Source organism: Streptomyces sp. ADI95-16 (assembly GCF_003721495.1).
Lineage (GTDB): Bacteria > Actinomycetota > Actinomycetes > Streptomycetales > Streptomycetaceae > Streptomyces > Streptomyces goshikiensis.
The window spans coordinates 1246552-1270849 of record NZ_CP033581.1; the positions used below are offsets into that span (position 1 = coordinate 1246552).

Sequence of the window (24298 nt, forward strand, 5' to 3'; positions counted from 1 at the left end):
CCCTTGTCGACCCCCCTACGCCGCCCCCGCACCCCCCGTGCGATACACGCGCGTTACGCGCGCGTTACGCGGGCGGGTTCAGCTTGCGGAAGTACGTCCAGCTGGTCTCGTTCGGCTCGCTCCACTTCTCCGGCGCGTGCGCGTATTCGGGGTGGTTGGCGGCGATGTACGCACGGGTGCGCTCGGGCACCTCGGCGTAGGAGCCGAGCTTGCGGCCGCGGCAGTGGAAGGTGAGCCCGCCCGGCCGCTGCCCCTGTCGCATCCAGGGCAGCCAGGGCGACATCCGGGTCCACGACATGGTCGCGGCGACGCCCGGCGCGTCGGTGGTGAGGACCGAGGCGGGGGCGAAGAACTGGAAGAGCTCCAGCGCCCGGTAGGTGTCGTCGGCGGAGTGGGCGGGGTAGTCGGCGACGGGCAGCGGCGAGGGGTAGGCGAGCGGGATCTCCAGGCTGAAGCAGACCTGGTCGCCGAGTTCCGTCATGGGGACGGGGAAGGGCCGCCACCGCTGGTTGGCGGGGTCGTTCCAGACGTGGACGACCCGCTCGTCCTGCCAGGTGTCCAGGATCTCGCGGCTGCGCGGGTCGAGGTAGAAGGCCGCCTCCCGGCTGAGGAACCGGTACGCGTCCGCTCCCGCCGCCGCGTCCTCGTCGGGGACCAGGCGCCCGACGTTGACCCCTTCGAAGCCGAAGAGGCGCTCGTAGGGCTCGCCGGGGGCCGAGGAGTGGACGTCGCCGGTCCACCAGTAGGTCACCTCGCTCCCGTCCAGCGAGGCGCGGGTACGGGCGAACGCCCGGAAGAGTTCCGTGGGTGTCATACCGCGTACTCTGCGTGATCTCCGCTTGCGCGGGCAAGCGGCGGCCCGGCCAACCGGGCGGCCGGGCGGGCCAGTTCGCGGACCGGCGAGCGAGCGGGCCGAGGCCGGTTCGCGGCCCGCCGTGCGATCGGTTCGAGGCAGCCGTTCGCGGCATCGCGAGACCGGGTTGACGGGCGCGGCGGGCACCGGCGACGGTGGCCGCCATGGGGAATGAACACCGACTGCTCACGCTGGTCGTCTGCCTGGTCCTGGGCGGCGGACTGCTCGCCGCCGTACTGGGCGCCTCGCGGGCGGCGGGGTCGCGCGCGCACGCCTCGGCAGGGTCCGGGGCCGCCGTGGAGTACGTGGACATACGTGACGTACCGCCAGGGCCCGCGGAGCCGCGCCCGGCCGGGCCCGACGCCTCGACGGGCACCGTGACGGTGGAGTGCGGCCGCAACGAGGAGGGCCACTACAACGAGGACAACCTGGTCGTCTCTCCCGGGCTGACGGCCGGCGCCCACCACACCCACGCGTACGTGGGGAACCTGTCCACCACCGCCCTGTCCACCGACGCCACACTGGCCGCCGCGCCCACCAGCTGCCGCGGCGGCGACCGGTCCACGTACTACTGGCCCGTGCTGCGCCGCACCGACCGGCCGGGCGGCGGGGCGCACGAGAGCTCCGCGGGGCACGGCAACGCGGGCGCGATCGTGGCGGAGGAGGCGGTGGGCGTGGAGTTCCGCGGCAGCCCGGTCGGCAAGGTCGTGCCGATGCCCCGGTTCCTGCGCGGCATGACCGGTGACGCGGTCGGGTTCACCGCGGCGAGCGACGCCGACGTACGGGCCCGCTGGGGCTGCTCCGGCTCCCCGGACCGCTCCACGACCCGCTACCCGCGCTGCCCCGCCGGCGAGCGCGTGACCCGCACCCTGGTCTTCCCCAGCTGCTGGAACGGGCTGGAGACCGAGAGCACCGGGCACCGCTCGCACCTGACGTTCCCCACCGCGGGCGGGGTCTGCCCGACGGGCACCTTCCCCGTGCCCCAGCTGCGGCTCTCCCTCGCGTACGAGGTGTCGCCCAAGGTCCCGCTGGCGCTGGACTCCTTCCCGGAGCAGCGGCACAGCGCGAAGACGGACCACGCGATGTTCGTGAACGCGATGACCGACCGCCAGATGCAGGGGGTCGTCGACTGCCTCAACGAGGGCCGCCACTGCCGGATCTGAGCGGCGCGCGGACCCGGACCGCACCGCGAGTGACGCAGGTCACGTGAACCGGGCCCGGCCAGGTGGCGTGTTCTGTCCGCACCACGGAACGCGAGGAAGACGGAGAGGGTGAGATGGCCGGACCACTGTGGCCCCGCACTCGGCGGGGCTCGACCGATGAAGCACTGATCAGGTCGGTGTACGAGGAGCACGGCCATGCCCTGCTCGCGTACGCCACCCGGCTGACCGGGGACCGCGCCGCGGCCGAGGACGTCGTCCAGGAGACGCTCATCCGGGCCTGGAGGCACTCCGAGGCACTGGTGAACGGGAAGGGCTCGGTGCGCGGCTGGCTGCTCACGGTGGCCCGCAACATCATCACCGACCGGTACCGGGCCAAGGCGGCCCGCCCGGCGGAGGTGTCGGGTTCCGCGGCCGCTCCCCCGGTCGAGGCGGACCACGCCGACGCGGTGGTGAACACCATGGCCGTGCTCGGGGCGCTGGAGCAGCTATCGCCGGAACACCGGGACGTGCTGACGGAGTTGTACTACCGGCAGCTGAGCGTGTCCGAGGTCGCCGACCGGCTCGGCATCCCGGCGGGCACGGTCAAATCACGCTCGCACTACGCGCTCAAGGCCTTGCGCGAGGTCTTCCAGAACAGCGGCGGTAGGGACGGCAGACGAAGGGGCAGGCCGCCGCAGAAGCCGGCAGGACTGCGGGAGGTGGTGGCATGAACCGGCAGCGGCACGAGGAGGAGCTGCTCGGACCATACGTTCTCGGCGTTCTCGACGAGGAGGAGGTCCGCCGGGTCGAGGAACACATGACCGGCTGCGTGCGGTGCCGGGAGGAGGTGGCGGCATTGCGCGAAATGGAGGCGGTGCTCGGTGAGGTTCCCGAAGAGGCGTTCCTGGACGGGCCGCCCCAGGGCGGCGATCTGCTGCTCCAGCGCACGCTGAGGCAGGTGCGGGCCGAGCGGACGGCCGCGCGGCGCCGTGGCGCGGGCCTGGCGGGACTGGCGGCCGCGGCCGCGCTGGCCGCCGTGTTCTGGGCGGGTACGCAGCTGGGCACGGACGACGGGCAGAACGTCGCCCTCGATCCCCCGCCGTCCCCGACGGTGTCGGCGGCCCCGACCCCGGTGCCGGGGACCAAGGTGGGCTCGGCGACCGACCAGGTCACCGGCGCGCGGGCGACCGTACAGGTGACGCCCGCCGCGAAGTGGGTGCGGGTGCACGCCGCGGTGACCGGGGTACCGCCCGGCGAGCGGTGCCGGCTGGTCGTGGTCTCCAAGGACGGCAAGCGCACCAGCGCGGGCAGCTGGGTCGTGGGCGGCCAGGAGAACGGCGAGGGCAAGGGCGCCGCGCTGGACGGTTCGGCGGCGGTCGATCCCGCCGATGTGAAGGAGGTCCTCGTCGAGAACGAGGCCGGCACCCGGTTCGTCTCCGTCCGGGTATAGCGAACATGACAGGGCCCGGGAGCATGTCCAGCTCCCGGGCCCCTGCTTGCCACCCAATTGCGCACACCGGCGGCGTTTAAGAGTCGCGGATCATTCTCATACCGACGTGTTCTACCTTTGAACTACCGCGCCATGAGAGAGGCACAGAAGGGACTTGAACCCCTATCCGTCGGTGGTCGTCCGCGCTCGGTCGATCCGGTGATCGGCGGCGAATACTGAGACTTGAGCAAGAATCTGAGATTGAGAGGGATGCCACCCCTCATTCAGCTTCAACGTCAGTTTCAGCTTGCGCTCTCGCGCCACCCCCTGCTCCCAGGGGGAGATCGTGGGGCTACCGGAACAGGTAGCCGAACACCGCGTCCCCGACCCGCTGGTCGGTGACCTCGGTGCCGTTCGCCTCCTCGCGGGCGAACTTGACGGCCTGCTGGAGCCTCTCGACGCGGTCCAGCAGTTCGTTGACCCGGCGGGCGGGAAGTGCCCCGGAGAACTTCACCGTCGTCCAGTACCCGACGGCGACGTCCTCGTAGTACACCTCGACCTGCGCCGGGTGCTTCTCGGTCGCCTCGGCCTTGACGTGGTTGCGCGGCACCTTCTTGGTGCGGATGGTGCGCACCGGGTCCGTCTTCCAGGCGTCCGTGGACGGGTCGAGGTTCCAGGACTCCGAGGCGTCCAGGACGGGCAGCTTGCGTACGAAGGCGTGCAGGTCGGTGAGCTGCTTCTCCAGGAAGAGCAGGTACGGGACCGGCACCTGCGCCAGCAGCGTGTTCCCGTCGACGACGACGTCGGCGGCGGCCGTGCGGTTCGCCCAGTCCTTGGTCGCCGTCACGTCGAACAGCCGCGTCAGCGTGAGCGCCGTCGCGCGCAGCACCTCCTCCGCCTGGACCTGGACCCGGGTGGATTCGGGCGGCAGTTGCTCGCCCTCTTCGTCCTTGGGCTGGTACGTCCGCGAGATGCCGGCCAGCAGGGCGGGCTTCTGCACGTCGTGATGAGCCTGGGTCAGCTCTTGGAGGGACTTGGACTTGACGCCCTTTTCGACTGCGATGATCTGATTCAGCTTCGGCACGTGAGCAACCTATCCGCTCCGGTTCGCGGGCACATTCGATTTTCCCGGGGCGTCAGGCCAGCCGGACGGGGAGGTCGAACAGGTCGTTCTGGGTGAGGACCGGCTTGTTGCGCAGTTCCTCGCGGGCGACGGCCAGGCAGAGGCCCGGGAAGCGTTCGTACAGGGCGGGCAGGGCGACGAGGGCCTCCAGGCGGGAGAGCGCCGCGCCGGGACAGACGTGCGGGCCGTGGCCGAAGGAGATGTGCCGGTTCGGGGTGCGGGTGACGTCGAACTCGTTCGCCGTCCCGCCGTGCTGGGCCTCGTCGCGGCCGAGGGCGCCGAAGGAGACGATCAGTCCCTCGCCCTTCGGCAGGATCCGGTCGCCGACCTCGATGTCCTCGCTCGCGAAGCGGATCAGGACGTGCGAGGTCGGGGTGGACCAGCGCAGCGTCTCCTCGATGACGTTCTCCCAGGGGACCTCGCCGGCCAGGACGAGGGCGCGCTGCGCGGGGTGGGTCTCCAGGGCGACGACGGCGTTGACGATCAGGCTGATCGTGGTCTCGTGGCCGGCCGCCACCATCAGCTGGAGGGTGTTGGTGATCTCCTCGGTGGTGAGGTGGTCGCCGTCCTCGGAGGCCGCGATGAGGGCGCTGGTGAGGTCGTCGCCGGGGTTCTCCCGCTTGGACTCCACGATGCGCGAGAACAGCGCGCCGAGGTCCGCCATCATCTGCGGCACCTCCTCGGGCAGCGTCTGCGTCGAGAAGAACTTCTCGAACAGGGCCTTCAGGCGCGGGTGGTCGGCGGCGTCGACGCCCATGAGCTCACTGATGACGTTCATCGGCAGCGGGTACGCGAACTCCGCCTTCAGGTCGACCGCCCCGCCGGCCGGGAGCGCGGCGAGCCGGTCCAGCATGCCGGTGGTCAGCGCCTCGATGCCGGCCCGCAGCTTCTCCACCCGCCGTACGGTCAGGGCCTGCGCGACGAGGCCGCGCAGCCGGCGGTGCTCGTCGCCGTCCACGGTCAGCATGGAGCGGCCGGGGTTGGCGAGGCCGATCAGCGGCCAGTCCAGGGGTATCTCGCCGCGCTGCCAGGCGCCCCAGACGTCGATGTCCTTGACCACCCGGGGGTCGGTGAGCAGCTTGCGGGCCTCGGCGTGGTGGGTGACCGCGTACACGGCGACGCCGCCCGGCAGGACGACCCGGACCAGCGGGCCGGCGGCGCGCAGTGCGGCGCTCTCGGCGTCGAGGTCGGTGACGAAGGGGTCCAGGGTGATGGCGGCGGGGCCGGTGTGGTCGATCGGGCACGTCATCGGTCGGCTCCAAGGGCGGGGGTGGGCGTGTAGGACACGGGCAGTTCGGTGAGGCCGCGCAGCCAGGGCGAGGGGCGCCGGGCGAGAGCGTCGGCGGGCACCGCGAGGTCCACGTCGGGGAGCCGGTCGAGGAGCACCTCGATGCCGGTGCGCGCGATGACCTCGGCGATTTCCTGGGCCGGGAAGGGGCAGCGGTGTTCGCCGTGCCCGAAGGAGAAGAAGGCGTTGTTGCCGCCGGTGAGGGCGCCGGAGTCGGTGCGCACCTGGGGGTCGGAGTTGGCGGCGGCCAGGCCGAGCAGCACCAGGTCGCCGCGGCCGATGCGGCGGCCGCCGAGGTGGGTGTCGCGGGAGGCCCAGCGGCCGGCGACGTTCTGGGTGGGGGTGTCCTCCCAGAGGACCTCGTTCATGGCCTCGCCGACGCTGTGCCGGCCGCCCGCGAGGGAGGCCGCGAAGCGGTCGTCGGTGAGCATGAGGCGCAGCGAGTTGCCGATCCAGTCCGCGGTGGGCTGGTGGCCGGCGGCCAGCATCACCATCAGGTCCTGGGCGATCTCGTCCAGGGTGAACCCGGTTCCGGCGGCGAGCATCCGGGAGGCGACGTCGGGGCCGGGCGCGGCCCGCTTGGCGGCGAGCAGCCCGTACATCGACTCGCCGAGGTGGCGCTGGCCCTCCAGGGCGCCCTCCCGCCCGTTGATCATGTCGTTCATGGCGGTGACCAGGCCGGGGCCCTGCTCGTCGGAGAACCCGTAGATCCGGGCGAGGACGCGCAGCGGCAGCAGCATCGCGTACTCGCCGACGATGTCGCAGGCGCCCTTGCCGCACAGGCCGTCGATCAGCTCGTCGGCGAACCGCTCGGCGTGGCCCTTGAGTTCGAAGGGGTCCACGGACTCCAGGGCGTCGGAGATGACCCCGGCCCGCTCCCGGTGGCGTTCGCCGACGGTGTAGAGGATCGACTGCTGCTTGCGGCCGATCATCGGGAGCAGGGGCCAGTCGGCCGGGATGCGGTCCCACTGGTTCCACAGGTCCGAGTCCCGGGAGAACAGCACGGGGTCGCCGGTGACCTGGTGCAGCTCGCGGTAGCCGAGGACCAGCCAGGCGGGCACGTCCCCGTCGAGGACGACGGGCGCGACGGCGCCGTGGTCGCGCCGCATCTCCCGGTACAGCTCGGCGGGGTCGGTCTGGAAGCGGGGGCCGCCGAGGTAGACGGGCGGGGCTTCGTGGGCGGCGGGGGTGGTCACGGGGCGGGCTCCGGGGTCAGCGGCGCGGGGTACGCCTGGAGGTGCTGGATGAGGGAGATCAGGACGTCCTTGCTGGACTCGCGCGAGCGGGCGTCGCAGAACACCAGGGGGACGCCCGCGGGCAGGTCGAGGGCCTCGCGGACCTGCTCCGGGGTGTGGGCGGGGCCGCCGAAGTCGTTGCAGGCCACGACGAAGGGCGTGCCGTGGTGTTCGAGCCGGTCGATGGCGTACCAGGAGTCGGCGAGCCGCCGGGTGTCGACGAGGACGACCGCGCCGAGGGTGCCCGAGAACAGCCGGTCCCAGAGGAACCAGAACCGCTCCTGGCCCGGGGCGCCGAACAGGTACAGGACGTTGTGCGCGTCGAGGGTGATGCGGCCGAAGTCGAAGGCGACGGTGGTCGCGGTCTTCGTGGCGACGCCGGCGGTGTCGTCGACGGCCTCGCCGGCCTTGGTCATGGTCTCTTCGGTGTTCAGCGGTCGGATCTCGCTGACCGAGCGGACCATGGTGGTCTTGCCGACGCCGAAACCACCCACGATGACGATCTTCAGGCCGTTGTCGGCGGTGCTCCGCAGCGCCGGGGTCGGGCGCCGGTCGGCGGGCCGGTCTGCGCCCCGTTCAGAGATTGCGGAGTCCAACGAGCACCTGCTCCAGGATGTCGGGATCGGGAAGTCGGTACGACGAGTGGGCCGAGCCGGGCGCCGTGCGCGGGTGCCGGGCGCTGATGCGCCCGGTGCCGAGCAGGTCGGCGAGGAGGATCCGGACGATCGACACCGGCAGTTCCAGTTCGGCCGCGATCTCCACCACCGCCGTCGGGAACCGGGACATCCGCAGGATCGCCGCGTGCTCCGACTGCATGCCGGGCACCGGGTCGCACTCGGCGACGATCAGGGTGACCAGGTCGAACGCGTCGGAGCCGGAGCTGCTGCGGCCGCCGGTGAGGGTGTACAGCCGGTCCGGGGAGTCGTCCCGGCCCGGCCTTCTCCGGCTCAACCCCGTGGCCTGGCGATCAGATGCTCGCTCAGCTGCTCCACCAGTTCGGACATGTTGTGGCCGACGAGTCCGGCGTCCGCGTCCTCGGCGGCGACCAGGGCGAGGTGCGCGCCCTCGCCGGCCTCGACGATGAACAGGATCCCGCCGTAGAACTCGGCCATGGCGGAGCGCACGCCGCCGGTGCCGTCGCCGAACTCGATGGACGCGCCGTGCGACAGGCTCTGGATGCCGGCGGCTATCGCGGCGAGCTGGTCGGCCTGGTCGACGGAGAGTTCGGGGGTGCGGCACAGCTTGAGGCCGTCGCGGGAGAGCACGAGGCCGTGGCGGGCGCCGGGGGTGCGTTCCAGGAGGCTTTCCAGGAGCCAGCTGAGCTTCTCGTCGGTGGTGGTGCCGGTCATTTTTCCGTGTCGCCTTCCGGGTGCGGGGGGTTCGAATGCGGGGTGCCTGCGGCGCGTACGGCCTGGCGGAAGCTGCCGAAGCGGGCGGCCGACCGGGACGCCGTGCCCGGCGGGATACGAGGGGTCGCGCCGGCGGCGCCCGGCCCGTCGGGGTGCGCGGCGGCCAGGGTCCGCCCCCGGCGCCGCTGCGGAAGCCCGCTCTCGCCGACCTCCGGCCCTTCCCCGTCGCCCTGCCGGGCCGGGGGGTCGCAGGCCGTCTCGGTCTCGGCGACCGCCGGGGCGGGGGCGGCCCGTTCGGCCCGTTCGGCCTGAACGCCGCCTTCGTCCGCCGCGCCGCCGGCCGTGGCCGCGGGCAGGTCGGCCGGGAGGGTGGACGGCGAGAGCGGGGGGTCGGGGGTCGTGGTGCTGAGGAGGTCGTGCGGGAGCAGGATCAGCGCGCCCGTACCGCCGCGGGCGGAGGGGCGGAAGGAGACCGTGAGGCCGTGCTTGCGGGCGAGGCGGCCGACGACGGCGAGGCCGAGGCGGGTGCCGGAGATTCCGGCCAGGTCCAGCGACTCGGCCATCACGGCGCGTTCGGCGCGGCGCAGTTGCAGGTCGCTCATCACCAGCCCGCTGTCCTCGACGGTGATGACGATCCCGGCCGGCACCTCCTCCACGTACACGTGGACCTCGGCGGTCGGCGGGGAGAAGTTCGCGGCGTTGTCGAGGAGTTCGGCGAGGGCGTGCATGACGCCCTCGGCGGCGTGCCCGGCGACGGCGGCGTCGCTGGTGGAGTGCAGCCGGACCCGCTGGTAGCCGCCGATCCGGCCCATCGCGCCGCGCAGGATGGACTCCATGACGATGGGCCTGGCCCACCGGCGGCCCGAGCGGGCTCCGGTCAGGACGGCGACGGAGTCGGCGAGGCGGCCGGCCTGGGCGGTGCGGTGGTCGAGGTGGAGCAGGTCGGCCAGGACGTCCTCGGCGGCGTGCCGGTGCTCCATCTCGCGCAGGTCGGCGAGCATCCCGGTGGCGAGCGCCTGCATCCGCCCGGCCGCGTTGGCGGCGGCGGCCATGGCGGCGGCCCGGCCGGACTCGGCGCGCCGCAGCTCCTCGCCGAGGCGCTCGCGGGTGTCGGCGTGGGCGGCGTTCGCGGCGCCGAGGCGGGCGGCGTGGGCGGCCGCGAGGGCCGCCGTCTCCTGCGCGTGGATCCCGGCGAGCCGGTCGAGTTCGGCGGCGCGGGCGGCGGTCTCGGCGGTCAGCCTCGCGTTCCGCGCCTCGGCGTCGCCGACCTGACGGCGCAGCAGCCGGGCGGAGTGGGCGAGCCAGGTCACGGCGAAGGCCGCGACGCTGAGCAGCAGCGCGCCGGAACCGACGAACCAGCCGAGGGGGAGCTGGACGGACGACGGGGCGGCTGCCACCGCCGCCGTGCAGAACGCGCCCGAGGCCGCCGAGGTGACGAGCAGCGCGAGGGCGGAGGGGCGAAGGGGGGAGGACGACGCCGTCATCAATCAGAGCCTCAAACCGGGGCGAAAATGGAAGAAGGGGTTCCTGCGGCAACGATGGCCAACTATAGGAGGGTTACTGATCGTTTCAGATAGCCCCTGACAGAAATCTCCCCCCGCCGGGACCGATTACAGACCATCTACGGTGATTTCTGACCCCGGGCCGTTCCACCCACCGAACCCCCGGCGGGACCGACGGCCGCGCATGCGGAGGGATCATCACATTGCGGTCCATGACATCCTGTGACGTCACAACTCGCCGGACGGGATCGGCGGACGTCCGGGGAATGTGGGGAAAGGTCGATGAGGCTCTGCTTCCTGGTGGAGGAGCACTACCGCCACGACGGCATGCCGAACGAGGTCGTCCGGCAGCTGACGGCCTGGGGCCACGAGGTCGACGTGGTGCGGCCGGGCGGATCGTTGCTGCGGATGACCGAGGTCATGGGCGCGGGCACGCACGACGCGTGGGTGCTCAAGACCGTGTCCGGCGGACCGGGGCTGACGCTGCTCGAAGCCGCCGCCGCGGCCGGGATGACCACCGTCAACGACGCGCGCTCGATCCGGGGCGTACGGGACAAGGCGCTGGCCGCCGCCATCGGACGCACCCGGGGCCTGCCGATGCCGACGACGTACGCCGTGGCCCGGCCGGAGCTGCTGCGGGAGATCCCGGCCTCCGAGTACCCCCTCGTCGTCAAGCCCTCCGACGGCAGTTCGGGGCGGGCGGTCCACCTGGTGTCCTCGCCGGGGCTGCTCGAACCGCTGCTCCCGGAACTGGCGGGCGAGGGCCTGCTCATCGCGCAGCCGTACGTGCGCAACTCCGGCACCGACATCAAGGTGTACGCCGTCGGCGGAGAGCTGTTCGCGACCGAGCGCTGCTCGCCGCTGCACCCGGATCCGGCGGTCCGGGAGCGCCGGGTGCCGCTGTCGGCGGAGGTCGCCGCGATCGCCGCGCAGGTGGGGGCGGTGTACGGGCTGGACCTGTACGGGGTGGACGTGCTCCTGGGACCGGAGGGGCCGATGGTGGTCGACGTGAACGACTTCCCGAGTTTCCGTCAGGTCCCCGACGCGGCGGCCCGGGTGGCCCGGGCGGTACTGGACCTGGCGCGGGCGGGCGGCACTCCCGTCCCCCCGGCGCACCCGGCCCCCGCCGCCGCCCCCGTCTCAGCCCCCCTCTCCGCGCCGGCCCCCGTCCCGCCGCCCGCGCCCCGGCCCCGGGCCCAGGCGCTGTCCGTGTCGATCCCGGCGCAGGTGTCCGCCCGGGCGGGTGAGCCGCTGTGAGGATCGGCCTGATCACGCCGGAACCCGGGCACCCGCTGCTGGCGGGCGCGGCCGCGCTGCTCGCACCCCGGCACCGGGTGGAGGTACTGGATCCGGGGGACGCGCCCGGGGTTCCCGGGCCGCCGGCCGACGTGTACCTGCTGAAGTCGCGCACGCCCCGCGCCCTGGAGCTGGCGCGGGAGCTGGAGCGGCGCGGCGCGCCCGTGGTGAACTCCGCCGCCGCGACCGCACGGTGCCAGGACCGGACCGAGATGGCGGAACTGGCCGTACGGGCGGGCCTGCCGTTCGCGGCCACCCGTACCCACGCCTCGCTGTCGGCCTGGGCCGCGGAGGAGTCCCTGGACTCCCCCGTGGTGGTCAAGAGCCGGCGCAGCCGCCGGGGCGATCTGGTCGCCCGTGTGGACACCCCCGCCGAGCTGGCGGAGCTGGCCCGCGCATGGCCGCGGGAGCCGGTGGTGGTGCAGGCGTTCACACCCAACAACGGCTGGGACCACAAGCTCTGGGCGATCGGCGGCCGGGTCTTCGCGGCCCGGCGCCGCTCCGAACTCTCGCCGGACGGCCGGGGCCCCAACCTGCCGCTGCCGCGGCTGCCGTCCGCCTGGACGGATCTGACGCTGCGGGTCGGCGAGGCGTTCGGGCTCGACGTGTACGGCGTGGACATCATCGAATCCCGCGACGGCGCCCCGCTGATCGTGGACGTCAACGCCTTCCCCGGCGTCCGCGGCCAGGCCGGCGCCCCCGAGGCCCTGGCCTCACTGACCCTGCGCCGGGCCGGATCGCCCTCCGTCCCGGCCCCTCGTGACGGGACGGACTCATGAACCCCGAGCTGCGCGCGGCGCGCGAACTCGCCTACGACCCGTGCGGCTTCGCCTGCTCGGAGCCGGTACCGGAGGCCGAGAGCGCCGAGTACGCCGCCCATGCGTTCACCCTCGACGGCCGCGCCGTCCGGTTCCGGGTGGCGCGGACGACGCCGACGAAGGTCGGTCAGTTCGTCACGGTGTGGAAGAGGTCCCCCGGCGGCCCCATCCAGCCGTTCGACGCGGCGGATCCCGTGGACCTCTTCGTCATCAGCAGCCGCGACCAGGGCCACTTCGGCCAGTTCGTGTTCTCCATGGACGCGATGCGCCGGCACGGAGTGGTCTCCGTGGACGGCGCCGGCGGCAAGCGGGCCCTGCGCGTGTACCCGCCGTGGGTGACCGTGCCCAGCCGCCAGGCCGCCCGTACCCAGGCCTGGCAGCTGGAGCACTTCCTCGACCTCAGCACGCCCGCCACCACCGACCTCGGCCGGGCGCGACGGCTCTACCACCCCTGACGCGGCCCCGGCCCGGCCGAGGGCACGCGGCTCCGGCGCGGCGCGGACGGGGGAATGCGGGCGGGCCGGCGTGTCGGCGGGGCGGGCGGGGCGCGGGCGCCGTGAGGATCGCGGGATGGGCGTCGTCCTGCCGGTCCTCCTCGCGCTGTTCGCGGCGCTCAGCAACGCGTTGGCCACCGTGCTCCAGCGGAGGGCGGCCCTCACCGTGCCGCAGAGCGCCGGATTCCGGTTCGGCCTGATCCGCGATCTGCTGCGCCGGCCGGTGTGGGTCGCCGGGATCCTCGCCGTGATCGCCGCCGGGGCGGGGCAGGCCGTCGCGCTCGCGACGGGCCCGCTGGCCCTCGTACAGCCGCTGTTCGTGCTGGAGCTGCCGCTCGCGCTGCTGATCGCCTCGCTGCTGGGCCGGCGGCGGCTGCCGCGGGCGCTGTGGCTGGCCGTGGCCGCGGTGGTCGGCGGGCTGGGGCTGGCGCTGGTGGGGGCCTCGCCCGAGGGGAACCTGACGGACGTGCCGCTCGATCGGTGGATCCCGGCCCTGGTGGGGGGCGCGGCGGCCGTCGCCGTCCTCGCCGTGACCGGGCTGCGGCGCCCGCCCGGGCGGGCCAGGGCCTGCTGCCTCGGGGCCGCCACCGCCGTCTGCTACGCGTTCACGGCCGCGCTGATGAAGTCCGCCGTGGTCCGCCTCGGCGACGGCGGCGGCATCGTCGCGTTCCTGACCGCCTGGCAGACGTACGCCTTCGTGGCGACCGGCATCTGCGCCCTGCTGCTGCTCGAACACGCCATGCAGGGCGGGCCGCTGGTCGCCTCGCAGCCCGCGCTGACGCTCGGCGACGCCACGCTCGGCATCGCGCTGGGCGTGCTGCTGTATGAGGAGCACGTCCGGGCGGGCTGGTGGCTGCTCCCCCAGCTGCTCGGCCTCGCGCTGATCGCCGCCGGGATCCTCGCCCTGTCCCGCCCGGAGGTCGGCGCCGAGGCGCCGTAACGCCCGCCGGGGCGCGGTACGCCTCGTCAGGCCGCGGCGCGGCGCAGGACCCTGGTCCGGCGGATCCGCAGCCCTGCGGCGAGGCCCGCGGCGATCACGGCCGCGAGGGCGCCCCCGACGGTCAGGATCCAGGCGGGGACGTCGCCGAAGGTGAGCAGTTCGTCGTGGTAGACGGCCCGGCGGTACGGGGTGTCGGCGGCGGTCCGGCGCAGTTCGTGGTCGCCGTCGATCCGCCCCGGCTCGGGGAACCGCTGGTCGATGGCGGTGAGGAAGGCCGGTTTGCCGTCGGTGAGATCGGCCAGTGAGCCGTGGGGGGTGACGGTCCCGGCGAAGGTCACCTCGGGGGCGTCGCCGCCGATCGGCGAGCTGGGCTCCATCCGGTGGTCGGCCAGTACGTACAGGCCGAGGGACTGGGCGGTCCTGGCCATGCGGGACAGTCGCATCGGGTAGACCAGCCGGTCGCTGTCGAAGCGGATCCGCAGCGGGTCGAGGTTGCCGCGCAGCGGTGTGCCCGGTTCGCGGGGGGCGAGGCGTACGGCCACGTACTCCCACTTCTGGTCGACGTACGGCCGCAGTTCGGTGGAGAGCCGGTCCGGCAGCTCGAAGCCGTTGGACCGCAGCCAGTCGCGCAGTGCGTCGGGGTCGGTGGCGGTGAGGCGGGCGACGTCGAAGTCTCCGAGGCGTTCGCGGCCCACGACGCCGACGGCCGGCGCCCCGGCGCCGGGGAGCGGGGCGCCGACGCCGTCCCGGGAGCCGGCGGAGAACGGCCAGTCGCGCTCGCGCGGCCAGAAGTGGGTACGGGTCTTGCGTTCGGGCCGGGTCAGCGTGGCGAGCTGGTCGAAGACGGCGGCGTCGCCGAGCTCGACGGCGGCCCGGTTCGGCACGGGCATGATCCAGGCGGCCCGCTTGGCGTCGCCCCCGACGGTGAAGCGCATGACGATCTGCTCCGCCCGGCCGTCCCAGCGCACGACGGAGGTCTCCCGGTCGACCCCGATGCGGGCCATCCGGTCGGGGATCATGGCCCCGCACCCGCACGCGTACGCCGGGCTGATCAGGGATCCCAGCTGCGTCGCGAGCAGGGCGAACAGTACGGCCGTAATTCTTCGTCTCATCCACACGGGGTCTGGGACGGCCCGTCGCGCCATACGGTTCCGACCACCGTCGCGGGCCTGCCGCCCGGGCCCTCATACTGTGCGCCATGTGGGAAAACGACATGCCGCAGCGGACGGGGAAGCGACGCCCCGCGCCGCCCCTCAGTCCGCTGATCCCGGATTCCGTGGAGGCGGAGCTCGCCCGGCACGACTGGGAAGCGATCCCGTGCGGCTGCGGGCATTCCGCGAGCCATCTGGTGGGCACCGTACGGGACGCGGCCGAGGGCCATCCGTCCGCGTTCCGCGCCCTTGAGGGCCACGTCTTCTTCGCGGAGGCCCTGAAGCCGCCCGCCCCCGCGGTGTGCGGGGTACTGATGGCGGTGTGGGCCGCGGGCCCGCCCCGGCAGGACACCCGCGAGGCCCTGCTGTGGACGCTGCTGTGCCTGCTGTGCTGCGTGGACGACGGGAGCAGCCACGAGGCCGGGCTGTACGGGCAGTGCGCCGCGTTCATCCGGACCGGGACGGCCGGGCTGCACCGGGAGGCGGCGGGCGGCCCGGCCGCCGGGAACGTCGAGTACGCCCGGGCCATCCTGGACATCCTCGGCATGACCTGACCCGCCCGGAGACGGCCGCCGGCCGGATCCGCGCCAGGGCCTGTCCGGCGGATCCCGCCGGACAGGCCCTGGGCCCCGGGGAGGGGTCAGCGCTTGAGCATGAAGGTGAAGTCCCCGGAGAGCTTGCCGCTCAGCCGGACCGCCGAGACGAGCTTCCCGTCCGTGATCAGTCTCTCGACCTCGGCCCGGGAAAGACCGCACCCCTCGGAGATCAATCGCACCGGCCGGACCGGGATCCGCGCCACGAAGCGGACCGAGACGTCGAGCACTTCGCCGTCCAGGTGATCCGATCCGCCGGTGTCGAGGCGCCAGGCGCCGTCCCAGTCGAGGGCGATGTGATTGCGGCGCCGCACGACCGGATCCTGGAGCAGTTCGGCTGCCAGGCCCGGGTCGTTGTCATGCAGTCGGTCCAGCATCTCGGGTCGTACGGAGCGCACGTGCACCCGCTCCAGGACCGTGAGTTTCGCCGTGTCCCCGCAAGCGGTGCACAGCACGAGGAGCCAGGCGTCGAGGAGCTTGTGGTTGGCGTTGACGCGGAATTTGCCGTTCGCCCGAAAACGCTCGGACGCGCACGTGTGGCATCGGCGGAGAACGAGCGGCAGGCAGGTGGGAGTGACCACCCAGGTATTGAGCACAGAAGTACACCGGTTCCAGTGAGAAGACCGCAGCAGAAAGGAGCGCGGCGCACATGCGCGCCGCGCGACGAATCAGCACTCGGGGGGTCTCACAGGGTGTACAACGGAACGTCCTTGCCTAGACGACTTGTCCGGCAGCACGGTAACGGCCCCCAGCGGGGCGGCTCCACTGGTTTTGCGGCGCCCTATGCGGACGGGCCGCCGTGGGCCGCGGCCAGGCAGCGCCGCAGCAGTTCGGCGTCCGCCTCCTCCAGCGACCGGGCGAACACCCGCCGCGGGGAGGGCGGGACCGGCAGCAGGGAGGGCACGACCAGGACCCCGCAGCCGGCCGCCTCCGCGGAGGCGGCGCCGTCCGGGGAGTCCTCGACCGCGACGCACTCCCGCGGTGCGAGGCCGAGCCGTTCGGCGGCCGCCCGGTACGGGTCGGGGTGCGGTTTGGTGCGCGGGGTGTCGTCCGCGGACAGGGTGAAGGCGAACGGCACCCGGGCCAGCGAACCACCGACCACCGAGTCGACTACCACCCGGGGCGAGGCGCTGACCAGCGCGAACGGCACGCCCTGGGCGGCCAGATCGGTCAGCAGCCCCATGGCGCCGGGCCGCATCGGCGCCCCGGCCTCCACCTTGCGGAAGAAGTTCTCGGTGAGCTCGGCCGCCACCGTGGCGGCGTCGCCCGCGCCGGCCACCCGTACCAGGTGGGCGGCGGTGTCCTCCACCGCGCGGCCCACCACCTCGGGGGCGTCCGCGTCCGTCAGCGCGTGCCCCAGGCCGTCCGCGACCTCCTCGGTGGTGCGCCACCACAGCACCTCGGTGTCGACGAGGGTGCCGTCCATGTCGAAGAGGACCGCGCCGAGCTCGCTCACGCGGGCCTCGCCACGACGAGGACGGGCCGCTCGGTCAGGCCCACGGTCGCCCGCGCGCCGGGGACCAGCGCGCCGGCGTCGCGCGAGGGCAGGTCGGCCTTGACGGAGGTGCCGTCGGGCAGGACCAGGTGGAGCCGGGTCACGGAGCCGAGGAACGAGGCGGAGACCACGGTGGCCGTGCGGTCGGCGTCCGCGTCCGCGTCGGCCGGGACGGGGACGGTGACGGTGACGTTCTCGGGGCGTACGAGGACCTCCACGTCCCGCGTCGCCGGCACCGGGCCGTCCACCGGGAGGCGCGCGCCGACGACCTCCACGAGCCCGGAGTCGGCGAGCCGCCCGGGGAGCCGGTTCATGGTGCCGACGAACTCGGCGACGAACGGCGTGGCGGGACGCTCGTACAGCTCGGCGGGGGCCGCGCACTGCTCCAGCCGGCCGGCGTTCAGCACGGCGACGCGGTCGGCCATCGACAGGGCCTCCTCCTGGTCGTGCGTGACGAACACGGTGGTGATGCCGAGGGAGAGCTGGAGCCGGCGGATCTCGTCGCGCAGGTTGGCCCGGACCTTGGCGTCCAGCGCGGAGAGCGGTTCGTCGAGCAGCAGCACGCGCGGCCGCAGGGCGAGGGCGCGGGCGAGCGCGACGCGCTGCTGCTGGCCGCCGGACATCTGGTGGGGGTAGCGGTCGCCGTGGTCCGGGAGGCCGACCAGGTCGAGGAGTTCGGCGGCCCGCTCGCGGCGCTCGGCCGCCGCCACCTTGCGTACGCGCAGGCCGAAGGCCACGTTGTCGCGGGCGCTGAGGTTCGGGAAGAGGCTGTACGACTGGAACACCATGCCGGCGTCGCGGCGGTTGGCCGGGACCCGGGTGATGTCCTGTCCGTCGACGAGGACTTCGCCGGAGTCGGGCTGCTCGAAGCCGGCGACGACGCGCAGGGCGGTGGTCTTGCCGCAGCCGGACGGGCCGAGCAGGGCGACGAGTTCACCGGGCTCGATGGTCAGGTCGAGGCCGTCGAGGGCGACGGTGGAGCCGAACGCGCGGCGCAGACCGCGGAATTCGACGCGCGCGCCCGCGGCGGTGTCCCTGGCGTCGGCGTCTCCCGGCTTCCGCACGGCGGGAAGGGTGGTGGACATGAGGGTTCAGGACTCCTTGCGGGAGGTGGCGGGAGCGGCGGAGACGGTGGCCGGGACGGTTGCGGCCCGCGACAGGAGGAGCAGCAGCAGCCAGGTGATCACCAGGCTGAGGATGGAGACGGCGACCGACATCCGGGCCTGGGCGCCGGAGATGGAGACGATCCACACGGCGAAGGGCCGGAAGCCGAGGAGGGAGGCGATGGTGAACTCGCCGAGCACGAGGGCCAGCGTGAGGAAGGCCGCTCCGGCGAGGGAGGCCCGCAGGTTCGGCAGCAGCACGCGCAGGACGACGTGCGGCCAGCTCGCTCCGCAGCTGCGGGCGGCCTCGACCAGCGTCGGCACGTCGATGGCGCGCAGGCCGGCGTCGAGCGAGCGGTGGACGAAGGGCAGCGCCAGCACGGTGTAGGCGAGGACCAGGACGACGGGGAAGTCCTCGTTCTGGACGGCCAGGAACGTCTGGTAGAGCGGGGTGCGCGAGAGGTGTTCCGGTCCCCAGCGCAGCACCGTGGTGATGCCGGTGACCAGGGCGATCGGCGGTACCACCAGGGGCAGCATGCACACCACCTCGACGACGGGCCGCAGCCGGGGCGAGCCGATCCGTACGGCGATCAGCGCCGGGACGGCCAGCAGCAGCGACAGCGCGATGGTCGCGGCGGCCAGGCCGAGGGAGAGCAGCAGGCTCTGGGTGAATCCGTCGGCGGCGAGCAGCTCGGTGTACGCCTCGAAGGAGATCCCCCGGCCGGGCACGTGCACGGTGAAGACGAAGGAGGCGATGAGCGGGGTGAGGAAGTACGCGCCCGCCAGCGCGAGGACGGCTCCGCGCCAGACGCGGGGACGGGGGCGGGGACGCAGGCGCGGGCGCCGGGTGCTCGCGCGCGGCGCCGCGCCGGAGGTCCCGGCCTCCACCGTGTCGGGGGCGGTCGGGGTCATCGCAGCCATCGGGCGCTCCGTCGCTGGAGGGGCAGGTAGACCGCCATGACCAGGCCGGCGATCAGGATCATGTCGAGGCCGAGGGCCAGCGCCACGTTCTCCTGGCCGGTCAGTACGTTGCCGGACAGCGCGTCCGCGATCTTGAGGGTGACCAGCGGGACGGAGCCGCCGACGAGGGCGGCGGCCGTGGCGTGCGCGGCGAAGGCGGTGCCGAAGAGCAGCACGAACCCGCCGAGCAGGGAGGGGGCGAGGACCGGCAGGCCGACGTGGCGCCAGAACTGTCCGGCGGTGGCCCCGTTGTTCTGGGCGGCCTCGCGCCACTGGGGGCGCAGTCCGTCCAGCGCCGGGGCGATCACCAGCACCATCAGCGGGATCAGGAAGTACAGGTACACCACGGTGAGGCCGGTGAAGGAGTAGAGGCTCCAGCCGAGGCCGCCGAGGTCGGCGAGCTGGGTGACGACTCCGGAGATGCCGACGGTGGCGATGAACGCGAACGCGAGCGGGACTCCGCCGAAGTTGGCGAGGACGCCGGAGGCGGTCAGCGCGGCGCCGCGCAGGGCGGTGGAGCGGGAGGTGACCACGGCCTGGGCGATCAGGACGCCGAGCAGTCCGCCGACGAGTGCGGTGAGGGCGGAGAGCTGGACGCTGCCGATGAGCGAGCCGAGGTAGGGGCCCTGGAGCGAGCGCGCGAGGTGTTCGCCGGTCGGCCGGACGGCGCCGGTCGCCGGGTCGGTACGGGTGACCGCGCCGAAGGCGATGGCACCGAGCGGGATGCCGAAGCAGAGCCCGGTGAAGGCGAGGAGGGGGAGGGCGGCGAGCCAGGTGCGGGGGCCGCGCCGCCGGCGGCGGTTGCCGCCGGCGGTCCCCTTCGGGTGGGGGGTGGTGGTGGCGGACATCAGCTGACGGCCTTGTCCCACTTCTCGGCGAGGGTGGCCTTGGCCTTGTCGAGCTGCTCGGAGGCCGGGAAGGCCGGGGTGCCCTCGACCTTCGGGAGCTTGGCCACGGCGTCCTTGTCGGCGGTGCCGTCCTGCGTCATGCCGGGGAGCAGCACGGGGCGGGCGTAGCCCTTGAGCCAGAGGTTCTGGCCCTCGGCGCTGTAGAGGAACTCCATCCACAGGCGGGCGGCCGCCGGGTTCGGGGCCTCCTTGTTGATGGCCTGCGAGTAGTACTGGGCGTAGACGCCGTCGGTGGGGACGGCGACCTTCCAGTCGACGCCCTTGCCCTTGAACTGGTCGGCGTAGCCGGCGTTCAGGTAGTCCCAGTCGATGGAGATGGGCGTCTCGCCCTTCTCCACGGTGGCCGGGGTGGACTCGACCGGGATGAAGTTCCCGCTCTTCTTCAGCTGGCCGAAGAAGTCGATGCCGGGCTGGACGTCGGCGAAGGAGCCCTTGTTGGCGAGGGCGGCCGCGTAGACGCCGCCGAAGGCGGAGCCGGACTTGGTGGGGTTGCCGTTGAGGGCGACCTTGCCCTTGTACTCGGGCTTCAGCAGGTCCGCGAAGGTCTGCGGGCAGTTCGGGATGCGGGCGGCGTCGCAGCCGATGGAGACGTAGCCGCCGTAGTCGTTGTACCAACGGCCGTCCGCGTCCTTCTGGGCGTCGGGGATCTTGGCCCAGGCGGTGACCTTGTAGGGGGCGAACAGGTTCTCGGTGGCGCCGCTGCGCGCGAAGGCTATGCCGAGGTCCAGGACGTCGGGGGCGCGCTTTTGGCCCTTGCGGGACTTGACGGCGGCGATCTCGTCGGCGCTGGCGGCGTCCGGGTTCTCGCTGTTGATCTTGATCTTGGGGTACTTGGCCTGGAAGGCCTTGACGATCTCGCCGTAGTTCGCCCAGTCCGGCGGCAGCGCGATCACATTGAGCTGGCCCTCCTTCTCGGCGGCCGCGACCAGGGCTTCCATGCCGCCCAGGTCGGCCACCGAGGTGGCGGCGCCCGGCTGGACCTTGGCCTTGCCGTCGGCGGTGGCGCCGGCGGTCTTCTCCTCGGGTGCGGCGCCGCACGCGCTGAGGGTGGTCAGGACGGCGGCGCTGAGCAGTACGGCCGCACCGCGACGGGCGGAGGAACTGAGCACGGTCTCTCCCGGAGACTAAGGGGGGCATCACTTGTCTGAACAAGTTGGCTCCAGTTCGCCCGTGCCCGCTGTACGGACGGTGAACGGGGGCTGGACCGTGGAGCACGGCTCGACGAAGAGATGCGAATGACCGAAAGAAGTCGTGACAGATCAGCTCCAATGATCAAGGGAACGGCCCCTGGTTAGGGTGGCCGCACACGACGAGGAGCGAGGGGGCACACGCGATGGGCAGGGTCCGCTATCTGGAGATCGCCGAGGCGCTGCGCGCCGCGATCCTCTCCGGCGACTACCCGGTGGGCGCCCAGCTGCCCTCCGAGAGCGACCTGGCCGCGCGCTGGTCCGCCTCGCGCGGCACCGTCCGGCAGGCGGTGGCCACCCTCGCTTCCGAGGGGCTGATCGGCTCCCGGCAGGGCGCCCGGCGGATCGTGCTGCGCCAGGAGCGCCGGCACAGCTTCGGCGAACTGAACAGCTTCGCCCAGTGGGCGGAGGGCGTCGGACACGAGGTCCGCAGCCGTTTCCTGTCCCGGACCCGGCGGCCGGCCACCGCCGAGGAGGCCGAACGCCTCGCGCTGGCACCGGGTACGGAGATCCTGGCCGTGCTGCGGCTGCGCCTGCTCGACGGGGAGCCGACCATGGTGGAGCGGACCGCGTACGCCGACTGGGTCGCGGCGGCGGTCGAGGCGATGGAGCCGGACTGCCGCTCGGTCATGGACGGCCTCGCGGCCGGCTCCGCGATCGTCGCCCACTACGGCGAGCACCTGATCGACGCGCTCGCGGCCGGCAGTGAGGACGCCCGGCTGCTGGGGATCCGGCGCGGCAGCCCGCTGCTGCGCCAACGGCACGTATCGGCCACCAACACCGGGCGCCCGATCGAGTGGTCGGACGACCGCTACCTGGCCGGGAGCGTCACGTTCAGTGTGAGCAACTCGGCGGTGGCCACGCCGCTGGAGCGGCACGCGGGCGACCGCTAGTCCGTCTCCTTCAGGCCGTCTCCTTCAGGCCGGGTCCGGGGCGGCGCGGAGCGTCTCGTCGACGGCGCGCGGCAGCCAGTCGGCGACGTGGCCGAAGCGGAAACCGAGCGCGCCCGCGCGGGAGTTGTCCAGGGCGTACGCGCGGTCGAAGGAGAACGGCGAGGCGGCGGCGCCCGGGGCCACGACCCGGTAGCGGACCGGCCGGCCCAGCCGCCCCGCGATCAGCCCGCACAGCTCGCGCACGTCCAGCGCGCCGTGGGAGGCGGCGTCGACGGCGCCGGTGAAGGTACCCGTCGCCGCCCAGCCCAGGAACTCCGCGATCTCGTGGTGGTGGATGAAGGAGGTCGCGTACGGGGCCGCGTGCACCTCGACCGGGGCCCCGGCGGCGATCCGCCCGACGTAGTGCGCCAGCCGCCCGGTGAACTCCGCCCGGCCGCCGCCGAGTACGTGCGCGGTGCGGACGGCGGCGAAGGCGAAGGGAGCCGGCTCCGCCAGGAACACCTCCTCGGCCCGCCGCTTGCCCTCCGCGTAGCCGAGGGCCTCGGCGGTGGGCGGCGCGGGGTCGTACACCTCCATCGTCGAGGTCATCACGTACCGCCCGGTCCGGCCGGCGAAGACGCGGCGGGCCACGGCCGCCTGGCCGGGCGTGTAGCAGACCTGGTCGACGACGGCGTCGAAGGTGCGCCCGCCGAGGGCGGCGCGGAGCCGCTCCTCGTCGTCCCGGTCGGCGACGAGGTGGCCCACGCCCCGGGGCGGGACGGCGGAGCCCCGGTTGAGCACGCTCACCTCGTGCCCGGCCTCCGCCAAGAGGTTGACCAGGTGCTTTCCGAAGTACCGGCTGCCGCCGATGACAAGAATTCGCTTCATGGGTCCGACCCTGCCGCTGTAGGGTCGCCGGCGGAACTGGCGGCCCACTGAACGCGCGTGAAGGAAAACTGTTGATCGATGTGCAGCGGCTGCGGGTGCTGCGGTCCGTGGCCGAGCACGGCAGCTTCAGCAGGGCCGCCGCCGCCCTGCTCATGACCCCGTCGGCGGTGTCCCAGCACATCGCGGCGCTGGAGCGGAGCCTGGGCCGGCCGGTGGCCGTGCGCAGCACCCGCGGGGTCACGCTCACCGAGCCCGGGCGGCTGCTGGTGGAGACGGCGGAGACGATCACCGCCGAACTGGACCTGGTCCGCCGGGAGATCGACCGGCTGACGGAGCGGCCCCGGCTGACGGTCGCCACGTTCACCAGCGGGGGCCGCCGGCTGCTGCCGGGGGCGCTGACGCGGTGCGTCGGGGCGCATCCGGAGGTGGAGCTGACGGTCCTGGAGGCCGAACCGGAGGCCGCCGTCCCGATGGTGCGCCGCGGCGTCGCCGACCTGGCACTGACATACCACTTCGACGGCCCGCTGCCGCCGCACACCGGGCTGGACCGGACGCCGCTGACGGAGGACCCGCTGTGGGTCGTCCTCCCGGAGGGGCACCGGCTCGCGGGGCGCGAGGCGGTCGGCCTCGGTGAACTCGCGGCGGACCGCTGGGTGCTGGGCTGCCTGCGGACGGAGGCCTTCCTGCGCCGGTACGCGGAGCGGGCCGGGTTCGAGCTGCGGGTGGCCGGCTCCACCACCGACTACTTCTTCGCCCGGACGCTGGTCGCGGCGGGCGTCGGCGTCTCGCTGATCCCGGGGATCGCACTGGCCCCGGAGTCCGCCGGAACCCACCTGGTAAGGGTCGAACCACCGCGTCCCGCCCGGCACATCGCGGTGGTCACCGCCCGCCGCCGGCGGCCGCCGCCGCGGTACGTCGAGGACCTGGTCGAAGCGCTCGTCGAAGCGGCCGGCGCGGCCGGGATGGAGCGCTCGTGAACCACGTACTGGACGTCCTCGCGGAGCTGGCCGGGGGGACGAGGATCGCAGCGGTCCCGCTGCCCCGGATCGCGGCCGCCCCGCCCGGCGAACTCGCGGAGCTGGTCGCGTCGGCGCCCGCGACCGTACGGGCTCTGGTGGGCGAGCGCCACGACCTGCCGCCGGCGATACGCGACGCCCTCGCCGCCGATCCGGACGCGAAGGTGGCCAAGGCCGTCGCCCCGCACCCCGGGCTGGGCGAAGCCCGGTTGCGCGCCATGGTCGCGCGCCACGGCGTGGCCGTCCACGCGCGGGTGGCGGCCAACCCGGACGCCCCGGGCGCCCTGTTGGCGGAGCCGGCCCGGCACGAGCCGCCGGTGCGGCGGGCGCTGGGCGCTATCGCGGAGCACCCGCACGCGACGGCCGAGGCACTGCTCCCCTGCCTGGACGACACGCGGGCCGCCCGCCACGCCGCGGCCCACCCGGCGCTGCCCCCGCAGACCCTCGTGGCCCTCCTCGCCCACCCCGACCCGCGGGTCGCGGAAGCCGCGGCCGCCCATCCGGCGCTGCCGCCCGAGGCGATGGAAGCACTGATCGCGCCCTGATACCGGCCCGGTGGTCGACGGCCCGGTCGGCGGCGCGGATGACGGTGGCAACGCCGCCGCACACCGCTCGGCGGAAGCCCTCCGGCCCTGCCGCGCCGTCCACGGGCCGGG

At 73.6% G+C, this 24298-nt stretch carries 27 protein-coding genes; 11 read left to right on the forward strand and 16 right to left on the reverse strand.

Annotation, left to right across the window (positions count from 1 at the left end):
• Positions 1 to 64: 64 nt before the first annotated feature.
• Positions 65 to 814 (reverse strand): DUF1838 family protein, encoded by a 750-nt coding sequence (locus tag EES41_RS05010; protein ID WP_123075999.1) that lies wholly within the window; start codon positions 812 to 814, stop codon positions 65 to 67.
• Positions 815 to 1017: 203 nt separating this feature from the next.
• Between EES41_RS05010 and EES41_RS05015 the strand changes: the two genes are divergently transcribed.
• The 3 genes from EES41_RS05015 (at position 1018) to EES41_RS05025 (ending at position 3445) form a co-directional block, all read left to right on the forward strand.
• Complete coding sequence (locus EES41_RS05015; RefSeq protein ID WP_164495747.1) at positions 1018 to 2016, forward strand: DUF1996 domain-containing protein; 999 nt, start codon at positions 1018 to 1020, stop codon at positions 2014 to 2016.
• A 113-nt stretch (positions 2017 to 2129) separates the two neighbouring features.
• Complete coding sequence (locus EES41_RS05020) at positions 2130 to 2726, forward strand: sigma-70 family RNA polymerase sigma factor (protein WP_037795127.1); 597 nt, start codon at positions 2130 to 2132, stop codon at positions 2724 to 2726.
• Positions 2723 to 3445 (forward strand): zf-HC2 domain-containing protein, encoded by a 723-nt coding sequence (locus tag EES41_RS05025; RefSeq protein ID WP_123076003.1) that lies wholly within the window; start codon positions 2723 to 2725, stop codon positions 3443 to 3445. The genes EES41_RS05020 and EES41_RS05025 overlap by 4 nt, the downstream gene beginning before the upstream one ends.
• A 331-nt stretch (positions 3446 to 3776) precedes the next feature.
• Here the strand turns inward: EES41_RS05025 and EES41_RS05030 are convergent, their stop codons facing one another.
• Genes EES41_RS05030 through EES41_RS05060 form a run of 7 tightly spaced genes read right to left on the reverse strand, consistent with a single transcriptional unit; the run spans position 3777 to position 9903 of the window.
• Positions 3777 to 4508, reverse strand: coding sequence for a hypothetical protein (locus tag EES41_RS05030; protein ID WP_123076005.1), 732 nt, complete (start codon positions 4506 to 4508; stop codon positions 3777 to 3779).
• A gap of 52 nt (positions 4509 to 4560) precedes the next feature.
• Positions 4561 to 5796 (reverse strand): cytochrome P450, encoded by a 1236-nt coding sequence (locus tag EES41_RS05035; RefSeq protein WP_123076007.1) that lies wholly within the window; start codon positions 5794 to 5796, stop codon positions 4561 to 4563.
• Positions 5793 to 7031, reverse strand: a complete 1239-nt coding sequence (locus EES41_RS05040; RefSeq protein WP_123076009.1) for a cytochrome P450 — start codon at positions 7029 to 7031, stop codon at positions 5793 to 5795. Before EES41_RS05040 ends, EES41_RS05035 begins: the two co-directional genes overlap by 4 nt.
• Positions 7028 to 7666, reverse strand: a complete 639-nt coding sequence (locus tag EES41_RS05045) for an ATP/GTP-binding protein (RefSeq protein ID WP_174261649.1) — start codon at positions 7664 to 7666, stop codon at positions 7028 to 7030. Before EES41_RS05045 ends, EES41_RS05040 begins: the two co-directional genes overlap by 4 nt.
• The gene (locus EES41_RS05050; protein ID WP_123076011.1) at positions 7647 to 8021 is read right to left on the reverse strand and encodes a DUF742 domain-containing protein; all 375 of its coding nucleotides are present in this window, start codon (positions 8019 to 8021) and stop codon (positions 7647 to 7649) included. The genes EES41_RS05045 and EES41_RS05050 overlap by 20 nt, the downstream gene beginning before the upstream one ends.
• Positions 8018 to 8419, reverse strand: a complete 402-nt coding sequence (locus EES41_RS05055; RefSeq protein WP_008743530.1) for a roadblock/LC7 domain-containing protein — start codon at positions 8417 to 8419, stop codon at positions 8018 to 8020. The genes EES41_RS05050 and EES41_RS05055 overlap by 4 nt, the downstream gene beginning before the upstream one ends.
• Positions 8416 to 9903, reverse strand: coding sequence for a sensor histidine kinase KdpD (locus EES41_RS05060; RefSeq protein WP_123076013.1), 1488 nt, complete (start codon positions 9901 to 9903; stop codon positions 8416 to 8418). Before EES41_RS05060 ends, EES41_RS05055 begins: the two co-directional genes overlap by 4 nt.
• Positions 9904 to 10203: 300 nt before the next feature.
• Here EES41_RS05060 and EES41_RS05065 point away from each other — a divergent pair, with 300 nt between their 5' ends.
• The 4 genes from EES41_RS05065 to EES41_RS05080 all read left to right on the forward strand — a co-directional run bounded on the left by EES41_RS05065 (position 10204) and on the right by EES41_RS05080 (position 13469).
• Complete coding sequence (locus tag EES41_RS05065; RefSeq protein ID WP_123076015.1) at positions 10204 to 11178, forward strand: RimK family alpha-L-glutamate ligase; 975 nt, start codon at positions 10204 to 10206, stop codon at positions 11176 to 11178.
• Positions 11175 to 11996, forward strand: a complete 822-nt coding sequence (locus EES41_RS05070) for a RimK family alpha-L-glutamate ligase (RefSeq protein ID WP_123076017.1) — start codon at positions 11175 to 11177, stop codon at positions 11994 to 11996. Before EES41_RS05065 ends, EES41_RS05070 begins: the two co-directional genes overlap by 4 nt.
• Positions 11993 to 12490 carry a MepB family protein gene (locus EES41_RS05075; protein ID WP_123076019.1) on the forward strand — a complete coding sequence of 166 codons (498 nt, stop codon included), beginning with the start codon at positions 11993 to 11995 and terminating at the stop codon, positions 12488 to 12490. Before EES41_RS05070 ends, EES41_RS05075 begins: the two co-directional genes overlap by 4 nt.
• 115 nt (positions 12491 to 12605) lie before the next feature.
• Entirely contained in the window at positions 12606 to 13469 is an 864-nt protein-coding gene (locus tag EES41_RS05080) for a DMT family transporter (protein ID WP_123076021.1), read from the forward strand.
• Between the two features lie 26 nt (positions 13470 to 13495).
• Here EES41_RS05080 and EES41_RS05085 read toward each other — a convergent pair whose 3' ends face one another.
• Complete coding sequence (locus EES41_RS05085) at positions 13496 to 14581, reverse strand: DUF2330 domain-containing protein (RefSeq protein WP_123082272.1); 1086 nt, start codon at positions 14579 to 14581, stop codon at positions 13496 to 13498.
• A gap of 86 nt (positions 14582 to 14667) precedes the next feature.
• Here EES41_RS05085 and EES41_RS05090 point away from each other — a divergent pair, with 86 nt between their 5' ends.
• On the forward strand, positions 14668 to 15174 hold the full coding sequence (locus tag EES41_RS05090; protein ID WP_164495748.1) for a hypothetical protein: 507 nt from the start codon (positions 14668 to 14670) through the stop codon (positions 15172 to 15174).
• Between the two features lie 86 nt (positions 15175 to 15260).
• Here EES41_RS05090 and EES41_RS05095 read toward each other — a convergent pair whose 3' ends face one another.
• The 6 genes from EES41_RS05095 to EES41_RS05120 all read right to left on the reverse strand — a co-directional run bounded on the left by EES41_RS05095 (position 15261) and on the right by EES41_RS05120 (position 20752).
• Positions 15261 to 15809 carry a DUF1062 domain-containing protein gene (locus EES41_RS05095; protein WP_123076025.1) on the reverse strand — a complete coding sequence of 183 codons (549 nt, stop codon included), beginning with the start codon at positions 15807 to 15809 and terminating at the stop codon, positions 15261 to 15263.
• Between the two features lie 185 nt (positions 15810 to 15994).
• The gene (locus EES41_RS05100; protein WP_302186148.1) at positions 15995 to 16669 is read right to left on the reverse strand and encodes an HAD family phosphatase; all 675 of its coding nucleotides are present in this window, start codon (positions 16667 to 16669) and stop codon (positions 15995 to 15997) included.
• Positions 16666 to 17793 (reverse strand): ABC transporter ATP-binding protein, encoded by a 1128-nt coding sequence (locus tag EES41_RS05105; protein ID WP_123076027.1) that lies wholly within the window; start codon positions 17791 to 17793, stop codon positions 16666 to 16668. The genes EES41_RS05100 and EES41_RS05105 overlap by 4 nt, the downstream gene beginning before the upstream one ends.
• A gap of 6 nt (positions 17794 to 17799) precedes the next feature.
• Positions 17800 to 18732 carry an ABC transporter permease gene (locus EES41_RS05110; protein WP_250570185.1) on the reverse strand — a complete coding sequence of 311 codons (933 nt, stop codon included), beginning with the start codon at positions 18730 to 18732 and terminating at the stop codon, positions 17800 to 17802.
• Positions 18720 to 19619: an ABC transporter permease subunit gene (locus EES41_RS05115; RefSeq protein ID WP_123076029.1), complete on the reverse strand. Its 900-nt coding sequence runs from the start codon at positions 19617 to 19619 to the stop codon at positions 18720 to 18722. The genes EES41_RS05110 and EES41_RS05115 overlap by 13 nt, the downstream gene beginning before the upstream one ends.
• Positions 19619 to 20752: an ABC transporter substrate-binding protein gene (locus EES41_RS05120; protein WP_174261796.1), complete on the reverse strand. Its 1134-nt coding sequence runs from the start codon at positions 20750 to 20752 to the stop codon at positions 19619 to 19621. The genes EES41_RS05115 and EES41_RS05120 overlap by 1 nt, the downstream gene beginning before the upstream one ends.
• A 260-nt stretch (positions 20753 to 21012) precedes the next feature.
• On the opposite strand from EES41_RS05120, the gene EES41_RS05125 reads away from it, so the two are divergent.
• The gene (locus tag EES41_RS05125) at positions 21013 to 21759 is read left to right on the forward strand and encodes a GntR family transcriptional regulator (RefSeq protein ID WP_123076033.1); all 747 of its coding nucleotides are present in this window, start codon (positions 21013 to 21015) and stop codon (positions 21757 to 21759) included.
• 24 nt (positions 21760 to 21783) lie between these two features.
• Here the strand turns inward: EES41_RS05125 and EES41_RS05130 are convergent, their stop codons facing one another.
• Positions 21784 to 22626, reverse strand: coding sequence for an NAD-dependent epimerase/dehydratase family protein (locus EES41_RS05130; RefSeq protein WP_164495749.1), 843 nt, complete (start codon positions 22624 to 22626; stop codon positions 21784 to 21786).
• A gap of 71 nt (positions 22627 to 22697) precedes the next feature.
• On the opposite strand from EES41_RS05130, the gene EES41_RS05135 reads away from it, so the two are divergent.
• The gene (locus EES41_RS05135) at positions 22698 to 23603 is read left to right on the forward strand and encodes a LysR family transcriptional regulator (protein WP_250569888.1); all 906 of its coding nucleotides are present in this window, start codon (positions 22698 to 22700) and stop codon (positions 23601 to 23603) included.
• A complete protein-coding gene (locus EES41_RS05140) occupies positions 23600 to 24187 on the forward strand; it encodes a hypothetical protein (RefSeq protein WP_123076037.1) in 588 nt (195 codons plus the stop codon). The genes EES41_RS05135 and EES41_RS05140 overlap by 4 nt, the downstream gene beginning before the upstream one ends.
• Positions 24188 to 24298: the final 111 nt, after the last annotated feature.

Coding starts and splice junctions, on each gene's coding strand:
- EES41_RS05010 (WP_123075999.1), bottom strand. CDS start 814: ATGACACCCACGGAACTCTTCCGGGCGTTCGCCCGTACCCGCGCCTCG.
- EES41_RS05015 (WP_164495747.1), top strand. CDS start 1,018: ATGGGGAATGAACACCGACTGCTCACGCTGGTCGTCTGCCTGGTCCTG.
- EES41_RS05020 (WP_037795127.1), top strand. CDS start 2,130: ATGGCCGGACCACTGTGGCCCCGCACTCGGCGGGGCTCGACCGATGAA.
- EES41_RS05025 (WP_123076003.1), top strand. CDS start 2,723: ATGAACCGGCAGCGGCACGAGGAGGAGCTGCTCGGACCATACGTTCTC.
- EES41_RS05035 (WP_123076007.1), bottom strand. CDS start 5,796: ATGACGTGCCCGATCGACCACACCGGCCCCGCCGCCATCACCCTGGAC.
- EES41_RS05055 (WP_008743530.1), bottom strand. CDS start 8,419: ATGACCGGCACCACCACCGACGAGAAGCTCAGCTGGCTCCTGGAAAGC.
- EES41_RS05060 (WP_123076013.1), bottom strand. CDS start 9,903: ATGACGGCGTCGTCCTCCCCCCTTCGCCCCTCCGCCCTCGCGCTGCTC.
- EES41_RS05065 (WP_123076015.1), top strand. CDS start 10,204: ATGAGGCTCTGCTTCCTGGTGGAGGAGCACTACCGCCACGACGGCATG.
- EES41_RS05075 (WP_123076019.1), top strand. CDS start 11,993: ATGAACCCCGAGCTGCGCGCGGCGCGCGAACTCGCCTACGACCCGTGC.
- EES41_RS05080 (WP_123076021.1), top strand. CDS start 12,606: ATGGGCGTCGTCCTGCCGGTCCTCCTCGCGCTGTTCGCGGCGCTCAGC.
- EES41_RS05085 (WP_123082272.1), bottom strand. CDS start 14,581: ATGAGACGAAGAATTACGGCCGTACTGTTCGCCCTGCTCGCGACGCAG.
- EES41_RS05090 (WP_164495748.1), top strand. CDS start 14,668: ATGTGGGAAAACGACATGCCGCAGCGGACGGGGAAGCGACGCCCCGCG.
- EES41_RS05105 (WP_123076027.1), bottom strand. CDS start 17,793: ATGTCCACCACCCTTCCCGCCGTGCGGAAGCCGGGAGACGCCGACGCC.
- EES41_RS05110 (WP_250570185.1), bottom strand. CDS start 18,732: ATGGCTGCGATGACCCCGACCGCCCCCGACACGGTGGAGGCCGGGACC.
- EES41_RS05115 (WP_123076029.1), bottom strand. CDS start 19,619: ATGTCCGCCACCACCACCCCCCACCCGAAGGGGACCGCCGGCGGCAAC.
- EES41_RS05125 (WP_123076033.1), top strand. CDS start 21,013: ATGGGCAGGGTCCGCTATCTGGAGATCGCCGAGGCGCTGCGCGCCGCG.
- EES41_RS05130 (WP_164495749.1), bottom strand. CDS start 22,626: ATGAAGCGAATTCTTGTCATCGGCGGCAGCCGGTACTTCGGAAAGCAC.